The organism is Paenibacillus sp. B46(2026) (assembly GCF_056786355.1).
Window position 1 is genome coordinate 3,805,802 of record NZ_CM165907.1, and the last position, 19,781, is coordinate 3,825,582.

The 19,781-nt window shown below is 47.1% G+C and carries 18 protein-coding genes; 3 read left to right on the forward strand and 15 right to left on the reverse strand.

Going from position 1 to position 19,781, the window contains the following annotated elements; translation table 11 throughout:
• Positions 1-92 precede the first annotated feature (92 nt).
• From AC1S8V_RS16920 to AC1S8V_RS16940, 5 genes are all read right to left on the reverse strand, one after another.
• On the reverse strand, positions 93-1,214 hold the full coding sequence (locus AC1S8V_RS16920; RefSeq protein WP_482070016.1) for a metal ABC transporter substrate-binding protein: 1,122 nt from the start codon (positions 1,212-1,214) through the stop codon (positions 93-95).
• Positions 1,201-2,100: a metal ABC transporter permease gene (locus tag AC1S8V_RS16925; protein WP_482070017.1), complete on the reverse strand. Its 900-nt coding sequence runs from the start codon at positions 2,098-2,100 to the stop codon at positions 1,201-1,203. The genes AC1S8V_RS16920 and AC1S8V_RS16925 overlap by 14 nt, the downstream gene beginning before the upstream one ends.
• Positions 2,046-2,753 carry a metal ABC transporter ATP-binding protein gene (locus AC1S8V_RS16930; RefSeq protein ID WP_482070018.1) on the reverse strand — a complete coding sequence of 236 codons (708 nt, stop codon included), beginning with the start codon at positions 2,751-2,753 and terminating at the stop codon, positions 2,046-2,048. The genes AC1S8V_RS16925 and AC1S8V_RS16930 overlap by 55 nt, the downstream gene beginning before the upstream one ends.
• 49 nt (positions 2,754-2,802) lie before the next feature.
• Complete coding sequence (gene rpmG, locus AC1S8V_RS16935; protein ID WP_036613813.1) at positions 2,803-2,952, reverse strand: 50S ribosomal protein L33; 150 nt, start codon at positions 2,950-2,952, stop codon at positions 2,803-2,805.
• Positions 2,953-3,022: 70 nt separating this feature from the next.
• Positions 3,023-4,222, reverse strand: coding sequence for a GTP-binding protein (locus AC1S8V_RS16940; protein ID WP_482070019.1), 1,200 nt, complete (start codon positions 4,220-4,222; stop codon positions 3,023-3,025).
• A 270-nt stretch (positions 4,223-4,492) separates the two neighbouring features.
• On the opposite strand from AC1S8V_RS16940, the gene AC1S8V_RS16945 reads away from it, so the two are divergent.
• Positions 4,493-5,533, forward strand: a complete 1,041-nt coding sequence (locus AC1S8V_RS16945; RefSeq protein ID WP_482070020.1) for a permease — start codon at positions 4,493-4,495, stop codon at positions 5,531-5,533.
• Positions 5,534-5,636: 103 nt separating this feature from the next.
• Positions 5,637-6,599 (forward strand): TIGR03943 family putative permease subunit, encoded by a 963-nt coding sequence (locus AC1S8V_RS16950; RefSeq protein ID WP_482070021.1) that lies wholly within the window; start codon positions 5,637-5,639, stop codon positions 6,597-6,599.
• Between the two features lie 119 nt (positions 6,600-6,718).
• On the opposite strand, the gene AC1S8V_RS16955 is transcribed toward AC1S8V_RS16950, so the two are convergent.
• From AC1S8V_RS16955 to deoR, 6 genes are all read right to left on the reverse strand, one after another.
• Positions 6,719-8,020 (reverse strand): pyrimidine-nucleoside phosphorylase, encoded by a 1,302-nt coding sequence (locus tag AC1S8V_RS16955; RefSeq protein WP_047843307.1) that lies wholly within the window; start codon positions 8,018-8,020, stop codon positions 6,719-6,721.
• Between the two features lie 411 nt (positions 8,021-8,431).
• On the reverse strand, positions 8,432-9,139 hold the full coding sequence (deoD, locus tag AC1S8V_RS16960; RefSeq protein WP_017688193.1) for a purine-nucleoside phosphorylase: 708 nt from the start codon (positions 9,137-9,139) through the stop codon (positions 8,432-8,434).
• A 96-nt stretch (positions 9,140-9,235) separates the two neighbouring features.
• Entirely contained in the window at positions 9,236-10,414 is a 1,179-nt protein-coding gene (gene deoB / locus AC1S8V_RS16965; protein WP_017688192.1) for a phosphopentomutase, read from the reverse strand.
• A gap of 29 nt (positions 10,415-10,443) precedes the next feature.
• The gene (locus tag AC1S8V_RS16970) at positions 10,444-11,634 is read right to left on the reverse strand and encodes a NupC/NupG family nucleoside CNT transporter (RefSeq protein ID WP_482070022.1); all 1,191 of its coding nucleotides are present in this window, start codon (positions 11,632-11,634) and stop codon (positions 10,444-10,446) included.
• A gap of 212 nt (positions 11,635-11,846) precedes the next feature.
• Complete coding sequence (gene deoC / locus AC1S8V_RS16975) at positions 11,847-12,497, reverse strand: deoxyribose-phosphate aldolase (protein WP_278299207.1); 651 nt, start codon at positions 12,495-12,497, stop codon at positions 11,847-11,849.
• A gap of 219 nt (positions 12,498-12,716) precedes the next feature.
• Complete coding sequence (gene deoR, locus AC1S8V_RS16980) at positions 12,717-13,655, reverse strand: DNA-binding transcriptional repressor DeoR (protein WP_026081051.1); 939 nt, start codon at positions 13,653-13,655, stop codon at positions 12,717-12,719.
• Positions 13,656-13,893: 238 nt separating this feature from the next.
• Between deoR and AC1S8V_RS16985 the strand changes: the two genes are divergently transcribed.
• Positions 13,894-14,520 carry an FMN-dependent NADH-azoreductase gene (locus tag AC1S8V_RS16985; RefSeq protein ID WP_482070023.1) on the forward strand — a complete coding sequence of 209 codons (627 nt, stop codon included), beginning with the start codon at positions 13,894-13,896 and terminating at the stop codon, positions 14,518-14,520.
• 320 nt (positions 14,521-14,840) lie between these two features.
• On the opposite strand, the gene AC1S8V_RS16990 is transcribed toward AC1S8V_RS16985, so the two are convergent.
• From AC1S8V_RS16990 to AC1S8V_RS17005, 4 genes are all read right to left on the reverse strand, one after another.
• Positions 14,841-15,191 (reverse strand): hypothetical protein, encoded by a 351-nt coding sequence (locus tag AC1S8V_RS16990; RefSeq protein WP_440389424.1) that lies wholly within the window; start codon positions 15,189-15,191, stop codon positions 14,841-14,843.
• A gap of 131 nt (positions 15,192-15,322) precedes the next feature.
• Positions 15,323-15,985: a class II aldolase/adducin family protein gene (locus AC1S8V_RS16995; protein ID WP_482070024.1), complete on the reverse strand. Its 663-nt coding sequence runs from the start codon at positions 15,983-15,985 to the stop codon at positions 15,323-15,325.
• 70 nt (positions 15,986-16,055) lie between these two features.
• Entirely contained in the window at positions 16,056-17,543 is a 1,488-nt protein-coding gene (locus AC1S8V_RS17000) for a rhamnulokinase (RefSeq protein ID WP_482070025.1), read from the reverse strand.
• Positions 17,544-17,666: 123 nt separating this feature from the next.
• Positions 17,667-19,457: an L-fucose isomerase gene (locus AC1S8V_RS17005; protein WP_482070026.1), complete on the reverse strand. Its 1,791-nt coding sequence runs from the start codon at positions 19,455-19,457 to the stop codon at positions 17,667-17,669.
• Positions 19,458-19,781 lie beyond the last annotated feature (324 nt).

The window sequence follows — 19,781 nt, forward strand, 5'->3', positions numbered from 1 at the left end:
TGCTTCGCAAAAGGCAAAGGAATGGCACTCCATTCCTCAGCATGTTGTATTATTGTACCTTTTTCGGTGACAGGCATCAAATCGATCTTTTATTATTCGTTCAGTGCCAGTTTCAGTGCCTCCAGATTCTGTCTCATCACGCTAATGTAGTCCATTCCCGCCGCAATTTCTTCCTCGGTGAGTCCCTCAAGCGGGTTTAATACAGCCGTTTTGGCCCCCACTTCACTTGCAATCGTCTCAGATACTTTGGATGAAACCAGTGTTTCGAAGAATATCGTCTTCACCTGATGCTCTTTCGCAAAATCAATAACGGATGCCATCTGCGCTGCCGAAGGTTCCTGCTCAGGGGAGAGCCCGGCAATAGGTACCTGCTGCAGATCATATTCTTTAGCCAGATAACCAAATGCAGCGTGTTGTGTGATGAAATCTTTGCGTTTGCTATCCGTCACAGCCGCCTTGAAGTCCTGATCCAGTGACTCCAATTGAGCAATGTAAACATCTGCATTTTGCTTGAACTGTGCAGCGTGTTCTGGAGCAGCCTGCGCCAATCCCGCTTCAATATTGCGTACTTCCGTTACAGCCAGTGCAGGCGACAGCCATACGTGGGGATCCAGTCCACCATGATCATGCCCATGTCCTTCTTCTGCCTCGGATTCATGATCATGGTCGTGTTCTTCAGTAGTCGCTTCATCTGCATGATCGTGGTCGTGATCATGCTCTTCTGTAGTCGCTTCATTCGCATGGTCATGATGGTGATCGTGTTCTGTTGCCTCTGAATCTTCATGATGGTGATCATGCTCTCCACCTTCAAGCAGGTTGATGCCCTTGCTTGCTTCCACCTGAATGAGTGAAGTGTTACTCAGACTTCCGGTGACCTGATCAATCCATGATTCCATACCTACACCGTTGTATACAAGCACATCCGCTTTCTCAATGCTGGCAATGTCCTGTGGTGTTGGCTCCCAATCATGAGGCTCCATACCTGCTGGAACAAGCGTATGTACATCCGCTAGGTCGCCTGCTACATTTTTAGTGAACTCATACATGGGATAGAAACTAACCTGCACGTTTAATTTTTCGGTTTCCGTCTCGACTGGAACGGGAGTGCCCGTCGAAGCTGCGCTGGTATCGGAAGCGGATTTCTGTCCGCAACCTGCGACGATAAGTGTCAGACTGAATAACAGTCCGAGCGCTGTTTTTTTACTGAATTTCATGTGATGTATTCCTCCTTGAATGGATAACTAACGTTGCTCGTTGTTCTTGTTGATTTCTCTCTTTACGGTGACGCTTGCGGTTGTATCGTGCAATCAGCTTTTGCGCTGATATTCCAGTCAATAGGAAGACCAACAGGATGAGAGCAATCGTTCCTCCCGGTGGTGTATTTAGATGGTAAGATGTTGTCAGTCCGCTAAAAATACCGATTACCCCCGTGATTACCGCGACGATCATCGCTGCTGTAAAACTGCGAGATACTCGGAGTGCCAAGGCAGCGGGTAATACGATGAGAGCAGATACCAGCAACACACCTACAATCGGCATGGCTGAAGCTACAGTCATTCCTGTCAGAATGGCAAATGCAAACGATAATCCTCTCACTTGAACGCCTCCAATGGAAGCTGTCTCTTCATCAAACGTAAGGCTATAGAGCGGTCTTCGGAGAATGATGAAAAAAAGCAAACCTGTGACACATACACCTGCCATCATCCACAACTGTATATCGCTAACCGCGACAATTGATCCAAATAAGTATGAGCTGAATGTTTTGGACAGATTCGTTTTCAGACTCATCAATACCACAGCAAGGGCTAGCCCCGAGGTCATAATGATTGCAACAGGAACCTCGCTATAGGTTCGGTAACTTCGACGCAGTTGTTCAACCAGTAATGCACCGATAATGGCAATGGCGAATCCGCAGATGACCGGGTTAAGATTCATGACCGAACCTAACGCTACACCTGCGAGTGAGACATGGGATAACGTGTCTGCCATAAGAACCTGCCGTCTGAGCATCAGATAGACACCCAGAATCGGAGCTATGACCCCAATCAGTCCACCTGCCCAAAAGGCACGTTGCATGAATTCGTACTCAAACACTGCCATTCCTCACTTTCTTGCCGCTCCAGGGTAATGGTACGGTCCAATCGATCTCCCATTTCTTCCAACCCGTGAGTAACCATAATAATCGTTAACCCATGAACATCCGTATAATGGCGCATCAGATCGTAGAAGCCCTCTCGGCTGCGTCGGTCCATTCCCGTTGTCGGCTCATCCAGTACCAGAACCTGCGGTTGCCCAGCCATGGCTCTGGCAATACAGATCCGCTGCTTCTGTCCACCGGACAGCTCACCGACACGTGTATTCCGATATTCCCACATACCGACCTCACGCAAACTGCGTTCAACGATGGCATCCTGCTCCGATGTAAATCTGCGAAAAAGTCCCAGTCTGGTATAACATCCGGATCGGACCAGTTCATTCACCGTGCTAGGGAATCCACTATTAAACGATGCCACCTGCTGGGGCACATAACCGATATTGGAGTTGTTCCCACGTTTCATCTGGGGACTCATATGTATCGTGCCACTCCAGGGCTTCAACAGCCCCAGCAGCAGCTTTAACAGGGTTGTTTTGGCAGAACCATTAGGGCCAGTAATGCCTATGAACTCTCCCACATGGATATCCAGCGACAGTTGATCAATGACTGGCTCTTTGCCATATCCAAATACAACATCACGCATGGAAGATAGTATCATGCCACTCCCTCTTTTCGTAAAAATTACGATTTAAAATGAACAAAAAAATTTAGCGTGTTTCCCGGTGGATCGTCATTTTCTTCAAACGAGGTGAGTACTTCTTCATCTCCAGACGCTCTGGATGGTTACGCTTGTTCTTGGTTGTTGTATAGTTGCGATCCCCACACTCGGTGCAGGCTAAGGTTACAATGACTCTCATGGTTGTTGCCTCCTCTTATTTAATCGTAATCATTACTATTTAATGATATTAGCCTATGCTTTTTCTTTTGTCAACTCCACGCCGGAAAAGGATCTTTCAGTTCACGCCAGTTCATCAACATCTCCTCCTCCGTAAGAAGGGTCTCATCCAGCGTACGTTCAATCTCAGCCCGGTCCATATCAATGCCGATGAATACTAATTTGGTTACCCGATCACCCCACTCATTATCCCAGTCCGGTATGCTAGGCAATGTATCGCCAAAATGAAGTTGCCTTTCCTCTTCACTCATCGCACCTACCCATATTCCTGCTGGCGCAAGCTGCTTCGATGTGCCTGCGTGACTGAAAGAGATTGCCATATGGTTCCTTGTCGCCAGCCACATCAATCCTTTGGATCGCACGATGTTATCTGGATATTTCGCAATCCAACGCAGCAACCGTTCCGGGTGGAATGGACGTTTTCGATGATAGACAAATGAATGAATTCCATATTCTTCAGTCTCCGGGGTATGTTCTTCTTTCATCAATTCGCGGATCCAACCCGCGGACTGGCTTGCTTTTTCAAAATCAAAACGTCCCGTATTCAATATCTCTCTCGGATCAATCTGCCCATGTGTCGTGCGAATGAGCTTGGCTTCCGGTTGCATGGCCTGCAGGGCCTTCTCAAGCTTCGTCAGTTCTTCCTCTGACACCAGATCACATTTGTTCAGAATCAACACATCACAGAATTCCACCTGATCCGTCAGCAGATGAACGATTCCACGAACATCGTCTTCCCCCGCTTGCTGTCCACGGTCCTTCAATGTTTCTTTGGAATAAAAGTCACACCAGAACTGAGCAGCATCAACAACCGTAACCATCGTGTCGAGTCGGGTGAATTTCGTCAAATCAATACCGAGTTCCTCGTCGATATACGTAAACGTCTGCGCAACAGGTACCGGTTCACCAATACCCGTCGATTCGATCAATATGTAGTCAAAAGAACCCTCCAGCGCCAGCCGCTCAACTTCTTTCAGCAGATCCTCCCGTAAAGTGCAGCAGATGCACCCATTCGACATCTCAACCAGTTTCTCATCGATACGCGATAATCCTCCACCATCTCGTATTACGCCTGCATCGATATTAACCTCACTAAGATCATTGACGATAACAGCAACCCGCATCCCCTCGCGGTTATGAAGCACATGATTGAGCAGTGTCGTTTTGCCTGCACCCAAATATCCACTAAGCACGGTAACTGGCACCCGATGTTGAACCTGTTGATCTGACATTTCTGCTTCCTCCATTGCTTAAGTTGTAATGAATAATCTTCTTTCTGGCCCTAGGAGGATCAAAAATAGACTCCCTTTCTTTAATAGTAATAATTACGATTAAAGATGATCAATCCGAACTATACCGTAGTTTTCTTTGGGTTGTCAACTCTAATATGATGAAGAATCTTGATTAATCGTAAAAATGTTGATTAGAACATAGGAATGATGTATGTTGCTGCACGTACAAGCATATATTTTAGCAAAGTCCTAGTTGTGGAGGTCTGTTTCATGAAAATGGCAGCCAATCTGAAGCTCCTTTCCTTCCTGATCCCTTGTGCATTTCTTGTTCCCGTGTTGATCACGATGGCTCCAGACCTGAAGGAAGCATGGAACAGTGAAGCTTTGCAAAATATGAAAACGGTATTCATAGGTATCTTTCTTGAAGCTACTCCTTTTCTGCTCATGGGTGTGCTATTGTCCTCGCTCATGCAGTGGTTCGTATCCGAAGAAATGGTCCGCAAACTCACGCCCAAGAATCCGATCGGCGGTGTGCTGGTTGCAGGGCTGCTCGGTATTATTTTTCCCATCTGTGAATGTGGCATGATCCCGGTAGTTAGACGATTAATGCACAAAGGAATGCCTGCCTATATCGCAGTTACGTTCATCTTGAGTGGTCCCGTAGTGAATCCCATCGTATTTACCGCAACCTTGCTTGCCTTTCCCTCCCATCCTGAGATTACCATTGCCCGTATGGGACTGGCCTTTGCCGTAGCAGCTTCCATAGGCATGCTCGTGTATGTGTTCGTTCGTCGAAATCCCCTTCGGATGCCAAAAGTCGCAGTGACAGAGGTCAAGACGCATCCTGGATTTAAAATGGCGCAATCTCATGCTCATGCACACGCAAATGCACATGATCATAACCATGTGAAAAACTGGCGCAGCTTCTTCATTCATGCCGGAGATGAATTCGTCGATATGAGCAAATATCTGGTGATCGGTGCCCTGATTACAGCCTGCATCCAGACATTCATTAGCCGCAGCGATCTGATCTCACTTGGCAATGGTCCTGTCGCCTCTTATGTGTTCATGATGGGATTTGCATATGTATTGTCCCTCTGCTCCACTTCTGATGCTTTTGTAGCTTCTGCGTTCTCACATACGTTTGCACTGGGGCCGCTGGTATCCTTCCTTGTGCTTGGTCCAATGCTGGATTTCAAAAGCACCCTGATGCTGCTCTCGACCTTCCGTACCCGGTTTGTTATTGGTCTAAGTCTAGCGATTATCATACTCGTCTTCGCCGGCTCGTGGTTGATTAATCTGCTGGTATAAAGGTTGAACAAAATACTTCATGACCTAAATGGTTAATCACATGAACTTTCATACTGACTATCAATAGAGACGAGGTGATGATATGAACCACACGGTCTATACAATGACCAAACCTCCAGTTCCAAAATCACACATCATTCAATGGCATAACCTGATCCGTGCGGGCTGGATCGGCGGGTTGGCAGTCTACATTATTCACTTGAATTCAAGTGATTCGCTTCATTATTATTTGGCTCCTACCATGCAAAAACTGCTGTTATGCTGCCCCGTTCCCTTATTGTTTATTGCTATTATCATGGCCTGGCATGGACTGTTCAGTAGAAACGAGGTTCATTGCGACTGTGAGCATCCACCACCTTCCGGATTCCTACGCAGCTCAATGGTATATGGTCTGATTGCCATACCCTTGTTGCTGGGGTTTCTGTTACCTGATCGGGCTCTTGGCAGCTCTATGGCCAGTCAGAAAGGGATGTCTCTCACCTATGCACCTCCCGAGATTCGTCGAAAAGAGCCTTTACCTGATCCGGCAACGCAATTGAATGTACAAGATCTCACACAACAACCAACGGCTGTTCAGGCTGCTTCGCCTACCAAAGTACAATTCATTCCCCCAGACGAGTATAGCCGCGAATTCGCTGAGCTGGCGGAGAAGTTGTACGCAGAACAGGTCATTCGAGTCTATCCAGAAATTTTCTCTGAGACACTCGGTACGATCGACATGTTCCAGCGACAATTTGCAGGCAAAGATATCTCCTTAACCGGATTCGTTTATAGGGACAAAAGCATGGATCATGAATCTCATTTTGCACTGGGACGATTTCTCGTCATGTGCTGCCCCGCTGATGCTGCTCCCTTCGGTGTAATGATTCACATCCCCGACGCGGATAGCTTCCCTACAGATAGTTGGGTACAAATCGATGGCAGCATCGGCTCTGCACAGGTGAACGGTAAGGATACGATTGAGATTCGCGCCACAAAGGTGACACCTGTATCCGAGCCATCCACGCCTTATATTTATACCAATGCGGACTCGGTGATGGCGTATGAGAAAATAAAGAGCCAATGATTGCTAGTAGTAACAACGTGCGCCTCAACGACAAAAAGCCCCAAAGCTATGGATTACATCGCTTTGGGGCTTTCATATTCAGTCAGACATGAGATTACATCTCGTCTGCTCTGAATGTATTATTCCGTTACGATATCATGAACCAATACAGGCGCATCGGCATGATCCGCAATCGTAATGTTTTCTTTGATCTTCGCGATGACGTCTGCCACGTCTTCACGATTGGCATGGATCGTTACGAGGGACTCACCAGCTTTGACTGGATCACCGACTTTTTTGTTCAGCATCAGACCAACCGCGAGATCGATCTCGGACTCTTTCGTTGCGCGGCCTGCGCCGAGCAGCATTGCTGCAGTTCCGATTTCGTCAGCGACGATTCCGGCAACATAGCCGTCTTTGTCTGCTGGAACTTCAACCAGATACTGTGCTTGAGGCAAGCGATCCGGATGATCCACAACCGAAGCGTCTCCGCCTTGATTTGCCAGGAAATCTTTGAATTTCTCCAGTGCCTTACCGTTCTGGATCACTTCTTTTAATTTCTCCTCGGCGTGCTCCAAGGAATCTGCCTTGCCAGCAAGGAATACCATCTGACGGCCAAGAGCCATACACAGTTCTTCCAGATCTTTCGGACCTTTACCTTGCAGGGTGAGGATGGCTTCTTTCACTTCAAGCGCGTTACCAATCGCCAGACCCAGTGGTTGGGACATATCGGAGATAACAGCCATCGTTTTACGGCCAACATTGTTACCGATGCTTACCATGGCATGTGCCAATTCTTTGGCATCTTCTGTTGTCTTCATGAATGCACCTGCACCCGTTTTAACATCCAATACGATTGCATCAGCACCTGCTGCAATTTTCTTGCTCATGATGGAGCTGGCGATCAGTGGAATGGAGTTAACGGTAGCTGTTACGTCACGCAGTGCATAGAGCTTTTTGTCTGCAGGCGTAAGGTTACCACTTTGTCCGATAACCGCAACCTTGTGTTCGTTTACGAGACGAATGAACTCTTCTTTTTCAAGCTCTACGTGGAAACCGGCAACGGATTCCAGCTTGTCTGTTGTGCCGCCCGTGTGACCAAGTCCCCGTCCGGACATTTTGGCAACAGGGACATCCAGAGCAGCAACGAGCGGAGCGAGTACCAGTGTCGTCGTATCACCCACACCTCCTGTGGAGTGCTTGTCTACTTTAATGCCTTCGATGGCAGACAGGTCGATCGTTTCACCGGAATTCACCATTGACATCGTCAGATCGGCGCGTTCCTTGTCTGTCATATCTTTAAAGAATACCGCCATCGCCCATGCGCTGACTTGATAGTCCGGGATCTCTCCTTGTGTGTATCCTTGAACAACAAAATCAATCTCAGCTGTTGTCAGTTCTTTTCCGTCGCGTTTCTTGGCAATAATGTCTACCATTCTCATGATGATCTCTCCTTGTGTGTGTGTATTGATTGTATAGAACACTTTGTTGTTAGTCCGTTACGGCTCCGGATCGTTCCTTTGATCGCTGTTGTCTCCGAGTTTTTTTTGATCCATTTTGCAATGGAGAAAACTCGGAGACAAAGGCGAACGCTTTGCTTCTTCAGAATCGATTCCGGTTCCTTCACTCCGTGCTTGAAACAAAAGTTTCGATTAGAATCAAATGATTATGAATATAAAATGCAACAACATCTTGTTGTCATCCTACAAAACACTTTGTGCAACATTCGTTCCGGCTCCATATCTTTCCTTCGATCGCTTTGCTTCTTTAGAATCGATTCCGGGTCCTTCACTACGTGCTTAAAACAAAAGTTTCGATTAAAATCAAATGATTATGAATATAAAATGCAACAATTACAGCGTGATTGCTGTATCCAGGGCAACTACCATCATGTCGTTGAACGTTTTTTGGCGTTCTTCGGCAGATGTTTCTTCGCCTGTCAGCAAGTGGTCACTTACCGTCAGGATGGTCAGTGCGTTAACACCAAACTTGGCAGCGATGGTGTACAGTGCTGTTGTTTCCATCTCTACGCCCAGTACACCGTGCTTCATCAACTTCTCGGTTACGGAACGATCATCGCGGTAGAAAGAATCGGAGCTGAACACGTTACCGACATGAATCTTCATGCCTTTTGCTGTTGCACGGTCATATGCTTCTTTCAGCAGGGAAAAGGTAGCGATTGGCGAGAAGTCATATCCACCGAATACATGCTTGTTCATGCTGGAATCTGTACATGCTGCTTGTGCAAGGATGACGTCACGCACACGTACATGCTCCTGCATACCGCCACAAGTACCTACACGAATCAGGTTTTTCACGCCATATTCGCTGATCAACTCGTTAGCATAGATGGCGAAGGACGGGATACCCATCCCTGAACCTTGCACCGAAATCCGGTGCCCTTGATATGTACCTGTGTAACCAAGCATTCCGCGAACCTCGTTGTAACATACAACATCTTCAAGGTACGTATCTGCAATATATTTCGCGCGCAGAGGATCTCCTGGCAATAGAATCGTTTCAGCGATATCTCCGGGTTTTGCTCCGATATGTGTACTCATGAATGAATCTCCTCCAGTTATATGTTTAGTCTATTATGATGGCAGGAACCGGAGCAGCCTCAGCTACTCCGATATCCCCTATCCAATTTGAAAAACCTATTTCAAATCTTTCAGGAAGCTGGTACCGTATTCCGGCATTTTCACTCCAAAGTTCTCAGCTACGGTTGCGCCAAGGTCAGCAAATGTGCTGCGCAGATCAAGCTTTTTGCCCTCGCTGAAGCGCGGAGAGTAGGCAAGCAGTGGTACATATTCACGTGTGTGGTCTGTACCACGATAGGTTGGATCGTTACCATGGTCAGCAGTGATCAGCAGCAGGTCATCGTTGGTCATTTTGGCAAAAATCTCTGGCAGCCGTGCATCATAGTCTTCAAGCGCCTGAGCATAACCTTGCGGATCACGACGGTGACCGTACAGGGCATCAAAATCAACCAGGTTCAGGAAGCTGAGTCCGGTGAACTCTTCATCCATCGTTTCAGACAACTTGTCCATGCCATCCATGTTAGAGACGGTACGAACAGCCTTGGTTACACCTTCGCCATCATAGATATCTGCGATTTTACCCAAAGCAATCACATCAAATCCACCATCTTGCAGTTCATTCATAACCGTACGACCAAAAGGTTTGAGCGCATAGTCATGACGATTCGCAGTACGTTTCCAGTTACCCGCTTCCCCTACAAATGGACGTGCAATAATGCGGCCGAGCATATACGGATCTTCAAGTGTAATTTCACGGCAGAACTCACAGATCTCATACAGTTCTTTTAGTGGAACAACGTCCTCATGTGCTGCAATTTGCAGAACCGAATCCGCGGATGTGTACACGATGAGCGCGCCAGTTTCAACATGCTCTGCACCCAGCTCATCCAGAATTTCCGTGCCGCTTGCCGGTTTGTTACCAATCACTTTGCGGCCCGTTTTCTCTTCAATGCGCTGGATCAACTCATCGGGAAAACCATTCTCGAACACACGGAAAGGTGTATCAATGTAGAGACCCATCAGCTCCCAGTGACCTGTCATCGTGTCTTTGCCTCTGGATGCTTCCTGCATCTTGGTGTAATACGCTTTAGGTGCATCCGCTACAGGGACACCCTCGATTTCTTTGATGTTGGACAGTCCGAGACTGGCCATATGAGGCATTTTCAGACCTCCGCGTTCACGTGCAATGTGACCGAAGGTATCTACATCAAAATCATCGAATTCTGCTGCATCCGGCGCTTCGCCGATCCCTACAGAATCCATAACGATCAGATGTACTCTTTTGAATGTTGACATAACCTAAGCACTCCTTCCAATAATCCGGTTTACAAGAACAGTCCGGCGATGATCGCCGACAATACACTGACAAGCGATGCACCGTAAAGCAGTTTCAGACCGAAGCGGGCTACCACATTACCTTGTTTCTCATGAAGTCCCTTCACCGCACCGGCAATGATACCGATGGAGGAGAAGTTCGCGAACGAAACGAGGAAGACGGATACGATCCCTGTTGTTCTGGCAGACAAAACTGTTTCCTTCGCAAGAGCAAGCATGGCGACGAATTCGTTGGATACCATTTTGGTTGCCATAATACTTCCCGCCTGAATCGCTTCCTTCCAAGGAACACCCATAATAAAGGCTAATGGTGCAAACACATAACCAAGCAGCTCCTGGAACGAAATGCCAAGCACCGCGCTGAAAATTCCGTTAACAAGTGCAATCAAGGCAACAAAACCGATTAACATCGCAGCTACGATGATGGCGACTTTGAATCCATCCAGGATGTACTCTCCCAGCATTTCGAAGAAGGACTGTTTCTCCTCTTCCTGTACTTCCAATATATCTTCTTCCTCGGTAACCTCATAAGGATTCACAATGGAAGCAATGATAAAACCGCCAAACAGGTTCAGCACAAGTGCCGTAACCACATATTTCGGATCAATCATGGACATATAGGCACCGACAATCGACATCGATACCGTGGACATCGCTGAGGCACACAAGGTGTACAGCCGATGTTTTGGCAACAACCCAATTTGTTTTTTCACAGAAATGAACACTTCAGATTGCCCCAATACAGCCGAAGCAACCGCGTTATATGATTCCAGTTTGCCCATTCCGTTGATTTTGCTTAATACCAGACCAATATATTTTATAACAAAAGGTAAGATTCGGATATACTGCAATATCCCAATGAGGGCGGAGATGACAACGATTGGCATCAATACGCTGAGGAAAAACGGTGTCCCTACGGTCTCTGCACCTACGGTAGTCAAATCACCAAATACAAACGCAATCCCTTCATTTGCATAATCAAGCAAACTTTTAAATACGGTCGCGAATCCACCAATCAGCCATGTACCCACTCCTGTATTCAGCAAGGCATACGCCAGGATCACCTGTAAAACAATCATAACGACTAGCGGCCGGTAGCGAATCTTCTTTTTACCGTTGCTTGCGATATAAGCCAGTCCAAAAACAACGAGTAAACCGATAATGGCAATTAAAAATTTCATTTGATCTCTCCTTTGAAGGTAGTTAAGCCGGATGTGGAATTCAGTTCAAAGGGTTCTTAAGCATTCTAAATCAGTAATTTTTCAGAAAACTTATGAAGCGCTTACAACAAATTCCGTTTTTTAAAATATAAGTGCAAGTTGTATTCCCTGTACCTGAGTCGAACGCCCAAGTACAGAGAATATATCATTACTTTTGTTTGATAAGCTTTTGCTTAATAAGAAGACGTAGACTGACCACCCTGCATGATCTTCACGCCAGAGCTTGCACCGATCCGAGTTGCTCCGGCTTCGATCATTTTCTGCATATCTTCCAGGCTACGAACACCACCGGAAGCTTTAACACCTACATCAGGACCTACAGTACGACGCATCAAAGCGATATCTTCTGGTGTTGCTCCACCTGTGGAGAATCCTGTAGAAGTTTTAACAAAATCAGCTCCAGCTCGCACAGCTGCCTGACAAGCACGTACTTTCTCTTCATCCGTCAACAGACAAGTTTCAATAATGACTTTCACCAAAGCTTTACCCGCAGCCGCTTCAACAACAGCACGAATATCCTGTTCAACGTAATCATCTTTGCCATCTTTCAAAGCACTGATGTTGATGACCATATCGACTTCAGTTGCACCTTTAGCAATCGCATCCTTGGTTTCGAAAGCTTTCGTCTCTGATGTGGATGCACCCAGAGGGAAACCAATAACGGTGCAGATATCCACGCCAGTACCCTGCAATTGCTCAGCAGCATAAGCAACCCAGCCTGGGTTAACACATACGGAAGCAAACTGGTATTGCTTCGCTTCTTCGGTTAGCTTGGCCATTTCACTTTGTGTTGCGTCTGCACGAAGCAACGTGTGGTCAATCATTTTAGCTAATTGTGGTGTAGTCAATTGAATCTCTCCCTTATCTGAACTAGTTATTTTCTATACCCTTACACTAACATGAACATATGTAAAAATCAAATTGAACTTTTGTTCACGAATCCGTTTATCGTTCTTACTTCGTTATATTATATTTTCTGCCTAACAAAGCAAAACATCCGCCCTTTTTTCGTGGCAGATGTTGTCATCCATATCCATTTGAAATTAGAATCGCAGTAATGCCTGCGCTGTGTACTGGTCTGTGACCAGAATATTCGCATAATGACCTTTGAGCGCGGCGTGAATGGCTTCAATTTTGCGTTGTCCCCCGGCGACCAGGATGGATTTTTCCTTATTTCTTAATTCGGCCAGATCTATCCCGACGGTTCTGCTGTTAATCTCTTCACTGATCAACTGACCTTCCGCATCGAAAAAGCGTGAACAAATGTCACCTGCACCTGAGTTCATCAGTAATTGTTGCTCTTCTTCATTGAAGTAGCCGAGCCTGAACAATAACGCATCTTCTTTCACAGTACCTACGGTGAACAAGGCGATGTTGGCCTGTCTGCCAAGTTCCACGATTCTCCCAATATGCCGGTCCGCTTCCACCATTTTTTTTACTTCAATGTTGTCGAAAATAACAGGCAGCGGCAGATACCTTGGTACCGTGTGGAAAGCTTCAGCGAACAAATGTACAATCTCAGCGGCATACGTATTGACATGGGAGTGGCTTACGCCCCCCTTCAATTGCACGACTTCGACACCTTTGACCTGCTTGGGACGAAGCTGGCGTGCTACGGCATGCATGGTTGTTCCCCAAGTCACCCCGATAATATCTGCATCCTGAACCGTCTCCTGAAGGTAGTCTGCTGCTCGTTTGCTGATATGCTTCTGTATTTCCTCATCACTCTTCAACGGAGCAAAACACACAAGTGCCGTATCCAGATCATATTTCGACTTAAGTTCTCCGGCAATGATATCGATATCCTCCAACGGGTCCATAATTTCAATCCGGACGTAACCACGATCTTTGGCGTACTGTAGTAATCGGGACACCGTTGGACGCGATACGCCCAACCTTGCGGCAATATCCTGTTGGCTGTAATCGGACTGATAATACAATTTCGCTGCTTCAATACTTAATCGTTGCTTCTCCAGGTCCATTCCCATGTGCGCTCATCTCACTCATCCCTATTATCGTTGGAAAATAAATACTCGTCCTGTATATTATACATGGATTGAGTATCTGGTCACTATATAACATCCAACTCAGTATTGTGATCATTCCATTCATATTCCTATCTGACGTATAAAACGGGGCAATCGATGCATACTACTGCGGTCGCTTCATTACTACCAACATCGGTTCACTCCATGAATCGTACAGAGAGGAAGAAACAATATGTCTACCTTATTGTATATTACTGCCCATCCTCATGATCATGAAACCTCCTTCAGCATGGCTACAGGTAAAGCATTTATTGATGCTTATCGTGAAAGTCACCCTTCTGATGAGGTTGTTCACCTCGATCTGTATCGCTCGGATATCCCCCATATCGATGCGGATGTGTTCAGTGGTTGGGGCAAACTGCAATCAGGTAGTGATTTAACTGCCGAAGAGCAGACCAAAGTAAGTCGTTTAAATGAATTGTCGGATCAATTTGCCTCAGCAGATAAATATGTTTTTGTAACTCCGATGTGGAACTTCTCGTTCCCTCCCATTCTGAAGGCTTATGTCGACTCCATCTGTGTAGCTGGCAAAACATTTCGTTATACGGAACAGGGGCCAGTAGGATTGCTGTCTGACAAAAAAGCGCTGCATATTCAGGCCCGTGGCGGCATTTATTCTGAAGGCCCAGCGGCCCAGATGGAATCCGGTCATCGTTATCTGAGCATTATCATGTCATTCCTCGGTGTGCCGAAGCTTGAAGGCATTTTTGTAGAGGGGCATAACCAATATAAAGATCGTGCGGAAGAGATCAAGCAACAAGCTATAGAGCAAGCACGCACTTTTGCAAAACAGTTTTAGAGAGGTAGTTTAAAAAGTCCGCTTTTGATTACGAAGGATGCCTAGTGGCATCATCAGCATCGAATATGGAATTCAGCCGAAATAAGCGGGAGGCTTACGAAGTATGTTTCCTTTGGAAACATTGTAGTTGCTCACGTAGTTTTCTCTACGCTCCGCTACTCCATTTCTAGCTTCATCCCATCTTCTCGGCACTGAAAACCGACCTTTTTGAACACACACTTTAAGGTAGCATAAACTTCAAGCAACAAAAAACCCGCGTGCGACCAAGGGGATATTCCCAGGAAGCACGCGGGTTTTCAATGTATAATCAACCATAGAGCTTATTGATGTCCAGCGCTGGCACGGCTCATGGTTTCAAGTTTACGTGTGATCGCATGACGGTCCACTTTCAATCCCCAGATCATTTCAATAATCTGCTCTTTCTCTTCTGGATTGTCAGCATGCTTCAGTTGCATTAACAGATCATGCATCTGTTCATTAATCCCTTCAAATTGACTCCATAAATCCTGTCTTACCTCTGTTGAATCCAGATGATGATTCGCATCGACTTCTTCCTTCAATGCTTGCAGAATAGCATCTTTCCATTCCTCATCACCTAGCTGTTTCGCAATGTTCAGGAGATCCAGATAATCGTCAACAAGAAGTGAGTTTAATTCAGCATGTGTTTTCATCGTTTATTGCATCCCCTTTTCATCTATTTACCCAGTATTATACTCGGTATTTCAGGTTATGCAATAGTTGTCGAGAAAAATATAGGATTATCCAGTTTCATGTCAGGTTTTGACGAATAATTAATCTCCGTTTAAGATTTGAGTTGTTGCAGCAGCTGCACACGGTAAGCTTCACTTTCAAGGGACTGGATTTCCTTGTATTCTTCAGCAGTAAGCACTTTGGGTTCCCCGGCTGCCTTTGCGATCATATACACCTTGGCGCTTTCTTCCACTACCTGGGTGCGATAATAGGCTTCACGGAGGTTTTTGCCCGTCGTGACCAATCCGTGATTGACGAGAATGAGCGCCGTATGTTCTTCTACCTTTGCTGAGACTGCATCGGCAAGAAGTTTCGTCGTTGGCAGAACGTATGGAACGAATCCGATATCGCCCACCAATGCCGACTGATCAGGGAACAAGTGTGGCAATTCATCGAAAACGAGACTAAGAGCGATCGTATATGCCGGATGCGTATGCACAATGGCTTGGATATCAGGATTCACACGATAGCTGTACAGATGCATTAATACTTCGGATGACGGACGTGTCGATCCTGCGCTAGTCTCCCCTGTCTCGATATCAATAGCGATCCACTCGTCCGGTTCCAGGTCTTCAAGTGCATAACCACTCGGAGACAACAGCATCGTTCCCCCAGAGCGAGCGCTCAGATTCCCACCGGGTCCTACCACCAGCCCTTGGGCAACTGCTCTGCGGGCATACTTCGTCAACTCTTCCCTTACTTGCTGTTCAGACATGTTCCTCACCACTCCTCATACTATTCTTTTTAGCATTTTGCATCAATGCTCATTGCATTGAATCTGTTCATTACCTTTTGATTTGATTCAGACTTTGGTAGATTTCATAAGCTTCCTGCCACAGTTCTGTATCTTCAGGCTCATAGGTCTCGGGTGAAAACGAGGCAGCCATGACATCCCTAACCTCGGCCAAGCTACTCACTTCTCCATGTGCAAGGAATTGCAGCATGCAATTCCCGGCTGAAGTCGCCTCTGCCGGGCCTGCCACCACCGGAACACCGGCTGCATTGGCTGTAAACTGGCATAATAGTCGATTGTGTACACCGCCACCTACCATATGAATTACACGAGGTCTAGTACCCGTGATCAACTGCAGTTCATCCAGCGTCTGCCTGAATTCCAGTGCAAGACTTTCCAGAATGCAGCGCACAATCGCTCCAGTCGTTTCGGGTACAATCTGTCCACTGGCACTGCATTGTTGCCGCATGCGTTCAGCCATATTTCCTGGCGCCAAATATACGCCATCTCCCGGAGATACGTAACTTTGATGCGGCTTTGCCAAGGAAGCCAACTGAACCAGTTCTTCATGTGTAAAAAGTTGATTCTCCCTCTCCCATTGCCGTTTGCATTCCTGTAGCAGCCACAACCCTGAACGATTTTTCAGTGTGCGTACTTTCCCACTTACCGTCCCTTCATTCGTGAATCCCAGTGCACGACTTCGGTCATCCAATACAGGTGTATCACGCTCCACGCCCATAAGAGACCAGGTTCCACAGCTGATAAAAGCGAAATCCGAATCAGTCGCAGGAATCGCTGCCAAGGCAGATGCGGTATCATGTGAGCCCACAGAGACGATCTGCATCGGTCCAGTCCGTAACTCCACGCACATCTCATTCGTTAAATTGCCCAGCACGGTTCCGGGCTGAACGAGCCTTGGAAATAATGTTTCCGGTATACCTAAACGCCCGATCAGATGTTCATTCCAACGCGCCTCGCCTGCATGCAACAGCCCACTGGTACTTGCAATCGTATACTCACAAGCCTGCTGACCAGATAGATAATAGTGAAATAAATCCGGCATAAATAACATGCGCACATCCGGACGCAAATCTGCCTGCTCTCGAACACTGCCTAGCAGTTGAAATACCGTATTGATTTGCTGCGGCAGAACGCCGGACATGGCATACAGTTCTTCTTCGTTCACAATGTGCAGAACTTCTTCCATCCACTGCGCATTGCGTGCTTCCCGGTAATGCCGCGGATTCGAGCATAATCTTCCCGCCCCATCCACCAGTCCATAGTCCACTCCCCACGTATCCACTGCTATAGAACGGACCGATGGAGAGATACCTTGCGTCCCTTTCACAATGCCTTGTTTTAATTCGTGAAAAAGTCGCAAGAAATCCCAATACAATCCATCCCCCAGCTGCACGGGTTCGTTGCTGAAACGATGCACTTCCTGTAACGAGAGTCTGCTTCCATCAAAAGAACCCCGGACTACGCGTCCACTTCCAGCACCGTAATCGGCAGCAAGCACATGTGTTGCTTGATTGCCCATTCTACCAAGCCTCCTTAACTCTACGCGATACTGTATTCGAGTTCTGAACACAGCTTTCAAGAGAACGCCATGTTACCTTCATTTCACAAGGAACATGGCGTTTGACAGGAATGGAACTTTATTTTAACGATACAACGGTCCGAACACACTGCAAGCACGGTAGTCTGCGCTCTCTGGCTCACTTGTGCCGAATAATCCCCATGCACGCGGACGGAAAATCTCCGATTCAGGGACATTATGCATATTTACCGGAATGCGAAGCATGGAAGCGAGCGTAATCAGATCAGCACCAATATGACCATACGAAATGGAGCCATGGTTCGCACCCCATTGGTTCATGACCTCGTATACCGAAGTAAACGCTCCCGCTCCGGTTAGAACAGGTGCAAACCAGGTGGATGGCCAGGTTGGATCTGTCCGCTGATCCAGCGTATCGTGCACCTCTTCAGGCAGATCGACCGTGTAACCCTGAGCGATTTGCAACACCGGACCAAGTCCTTTGACCAGATTCAGACGTGTCATAGTTACAGGCATACCACCTTTGGTCAGGAAATCCGCTGAATAGCCGCCCCCGCGGAAATACTCTACGGATGCCGGTCTCCACGATGTTGCTTTTAGACAATCCTGAACTTCATCATCTGTAATTTCCCAGAAAGGCTTGAGCACAGGCTTGCCATCTCTGGACTGTTGTCCGGTACCATCCAATGCTGCGGAACCCGAGTTAATCAGATGCAGAATGCCGTCCTTCGCGTTTCCTTCCAACTGGTGCCCCGTCACACGCTGTACCGAATCCGGACTCCAATACGTGCGCACATCAGCGAAGATCTGTGCCGTATGCGTGAGTAGCGAACCAAATAGCATGGACACGCCGTTCAAGCTATCATTCTCCGTTGCAACGAGATAAGGCGCACGTTTGCCATTCCAGTCAAAGGAAGAATTCAGTATCGACTCCAGAAAATCTCCGTTCGGTGAATGGTCTGTCCACTGCCGTTGTCCCTGAAAGCCGGATACAATCGCGTGGTGGCCCATCGATTCTTCTGTAAACCCCAGCTCTGCCAACCTTGGATTGCCCGCCATCAAGTCACGCACGATTTGGGTCATTTTCACAACCGTTTCCCATTCGTACTCTTTGCGTTTACGATCCGTTTGCAGATGGGCAGCGTTGTTGTCCGGACCTTCGCTACAATTCTCCTTCACCCAGGCCAGCGCGAGCTTATACTCCTCGGGATCGTAGATGTCTTCTTCAATACGGCGAGTGAGTTCGCTCATATCCACATATTCATTGCGCATGCCCAGATACTCCTGGAAAAATGAATCGTTCACAATCGAGCCAGCAATCCCCATGGATACCGATCCAATGGACAGATAGGCTTGCCCTTTCAATGTAGCAGCTGCAAGACCCGCACGGCTGAAACGTAGCAACTTCTCACGTACGTCATCGGGAATCGTTGTATCCCCTCCATCCTGAACATCCTCTCCATAGATCCCAAAGGCTGGAATCCCCTTCTGTGCATGGGCAGAGAGAACTGCCGCCAGATATACAGCACCAGGACGTTCAGTTCCGTTAAAACCCCAGATGGCTGTTGGAGTGGATGGCGACATATCCATCGTTTCCGTACCGTAACACCAGCACGGTGTCACCGTAATTGTTACACCCACGTTCGAACGGCTGAACAGTTCTGCTGCTGCGGCCGCTTCGGCCACTCCGCCAATACAAGTCTCGGCCACAACACACTCCACCGCGGAGCCATCAGGATACCGTAGTTCGGCTGCAAGCAGCTCGGCCACAGACGTCGCCATCCGCATCGTTTGTTCTTCCAGTGACTCTCGAACACCCTTGCGTCTTCCATCAATCGTGGGACGAATACCAATCTTGGGGAAAGCCTGCTTATAACGATAATCCTGATGTGTCATACTAGAGCGTCCTCCTTCAATTCGTTTCATAGAATTTGGGTTGAATTGAGAAACCTTCTGCGGGAATACAACCGATACCCGAGATGCACGCAAGACCTGCTTACGCAGATGATCAAGAGCAGTTCTTCGCTATTGAATACGTTTACATATTTTAAAAAATATCAATAAACCATTTCATTAATTAGCTGTATATGTAGTTCCTCTATTGAAGAAAATGGAACGTGCATGAGCGAATTTAACGAAATGGTTTATGTAGTAAAGACGTTCAGATCCCTTTAGGGTTATCGGTAACCCTAACATAGCATGAGCCTATCTTGCTGTCAA

What these genes read in the sequence shown, in the direction of transcription:
- AC1S8V_RS17005 (WP_482070026.1), bottom strand. Translation starts at nt 19,457, where the DNA reads ATGACACATCAGGATTATCGTTATAAGCAGGCTTTCCCCAAGATTGGT.
- AC1S8V_RS16950 (WP_482070021.1), top strand. Translation starts at nt 5,637, where the DNA reads ATGACCAAACCTCCAGTTCCAAAATCACACATCATTCAATGGCATAAC.
- rpmG (WP_036613813.1), bottom strand. Translation starts at nt 2,952, where the DNA reads ATGAGAGTCATTGTAACCTTAGCCTGCACCGAGTGTGGGGATCGCAAC.
- AC1S8V_RS16945 (WP_482070020.1), top strand. Translation starts at nt 4,493, where the DNA reads ATGAAAATGGCAGCCAATCTGAAGCTCCTTTCCTTCCTGATCCCTTGT.
- AC1S8V_RS17000 (WP_482070025.1), bottom strand. Translation starts at nt 17,543, where the DNA reads ATGGGCAATCAAGCAACACATGTGCTTGCTGCCGATTACGGTGCTGGA.
- AC1S8V_RS16920 (WP_482070016.1), bottom strand. Translation starts at nt 1,214, where the DNA reads ATGAAATTCAGTAAAAAAACAGCGCTCGGACTGTTATTCAGTCTGACA.
- AC1S8V_RS16995 (WP_482070024.1), bottom strand. Translation starts at nt 15,985, where the DNA reads ATGTCTGAACAGCAAGTAAGGGAAGAGTTGACGAAGTATGCCCGCAGA.
- AC1S8V_RS16970 (WP_482070022.1), bottom strand. Translation starts at nt 11,634, where the DNA reads ATGAAATTTTTAATTGCCATTATCGGTTTACTCGTTGTTTTTGGACTG.
- AC1S8V_RS16985 (WP_482070023.1), top strand. Translation starts at nt 13,894, where the DNA reads ATGTCTACCTTATTGTATATTACTGCCCATCCTCATGATCATGAAACC.
- deoB (WP_017688192.1), bottom strand. Translation starts at nt 10,414, where the DNA reads ATGTCAACATTCAAAAGAGTACATCTGATCGTTATGGATTCTGTAGGG.
- deoD (WP_017688193.1), bottom strand. Translation starts at nt 9,139, where the DNA reads ATGAGTACACATATCGGAGCAAAACCCGGAGATATCGCTGAAACGATT.
- AC1S8V_RS16930 (WP_482070018.1), bottom strand. Translation starts at nt 2,753, where the DNA reads ATGATACTATCTTCCATGCGTGATGTTGTATTTGGATATGGCAAAGAG.
- AC1S8V_RS16955 (WP_047843307.1), bottom strand. Translation starts at nt 8,020, where the DNA reads ATGAGAATGGTAGACATTATTGCCAAGAAACGCGACGGAAAAGAACTG.
- deoC (WP_278299207.1), bottom strand. Translation starts at nt 12,497, where the DNA reads ATGATTGACCACACGTTGCTTCGTGCAGACGCAACACAAAGTGAAATG.
- deoR (WP_026081051.1), bottom strand. Translation starts at nt 13,655, where the DNA reads ATGGACCTGGAGAAGCAACGATTAAGTATTGAAGCAGCGAAATTGTAT.
- AC1S8V_RS16940 (WP_482070019.1), bottom strand. Translation starts at nt 4,222, where the DNA reads ATGTCAGATCAACAGGTTCAACATCGGGTGCCAGTTACCGTGCTTAGT.
- AC1S8V_RS16925 (WP_482070017.1), bottom strand. Translation starts at nt 2,100, where the DNA reads ATGGCAGTGTTTGAGTACGAATTCATGCAACGTGCCTTTTGGGCAGGT.
- AC1S8V_RS16990 (WP_440389424.1), bottom strand. Translation starts at nt 15,191, where the DNA reads ATGAAAACACATGCTGAATTAAACTCACTTCTTGTTGACGATTATCTG.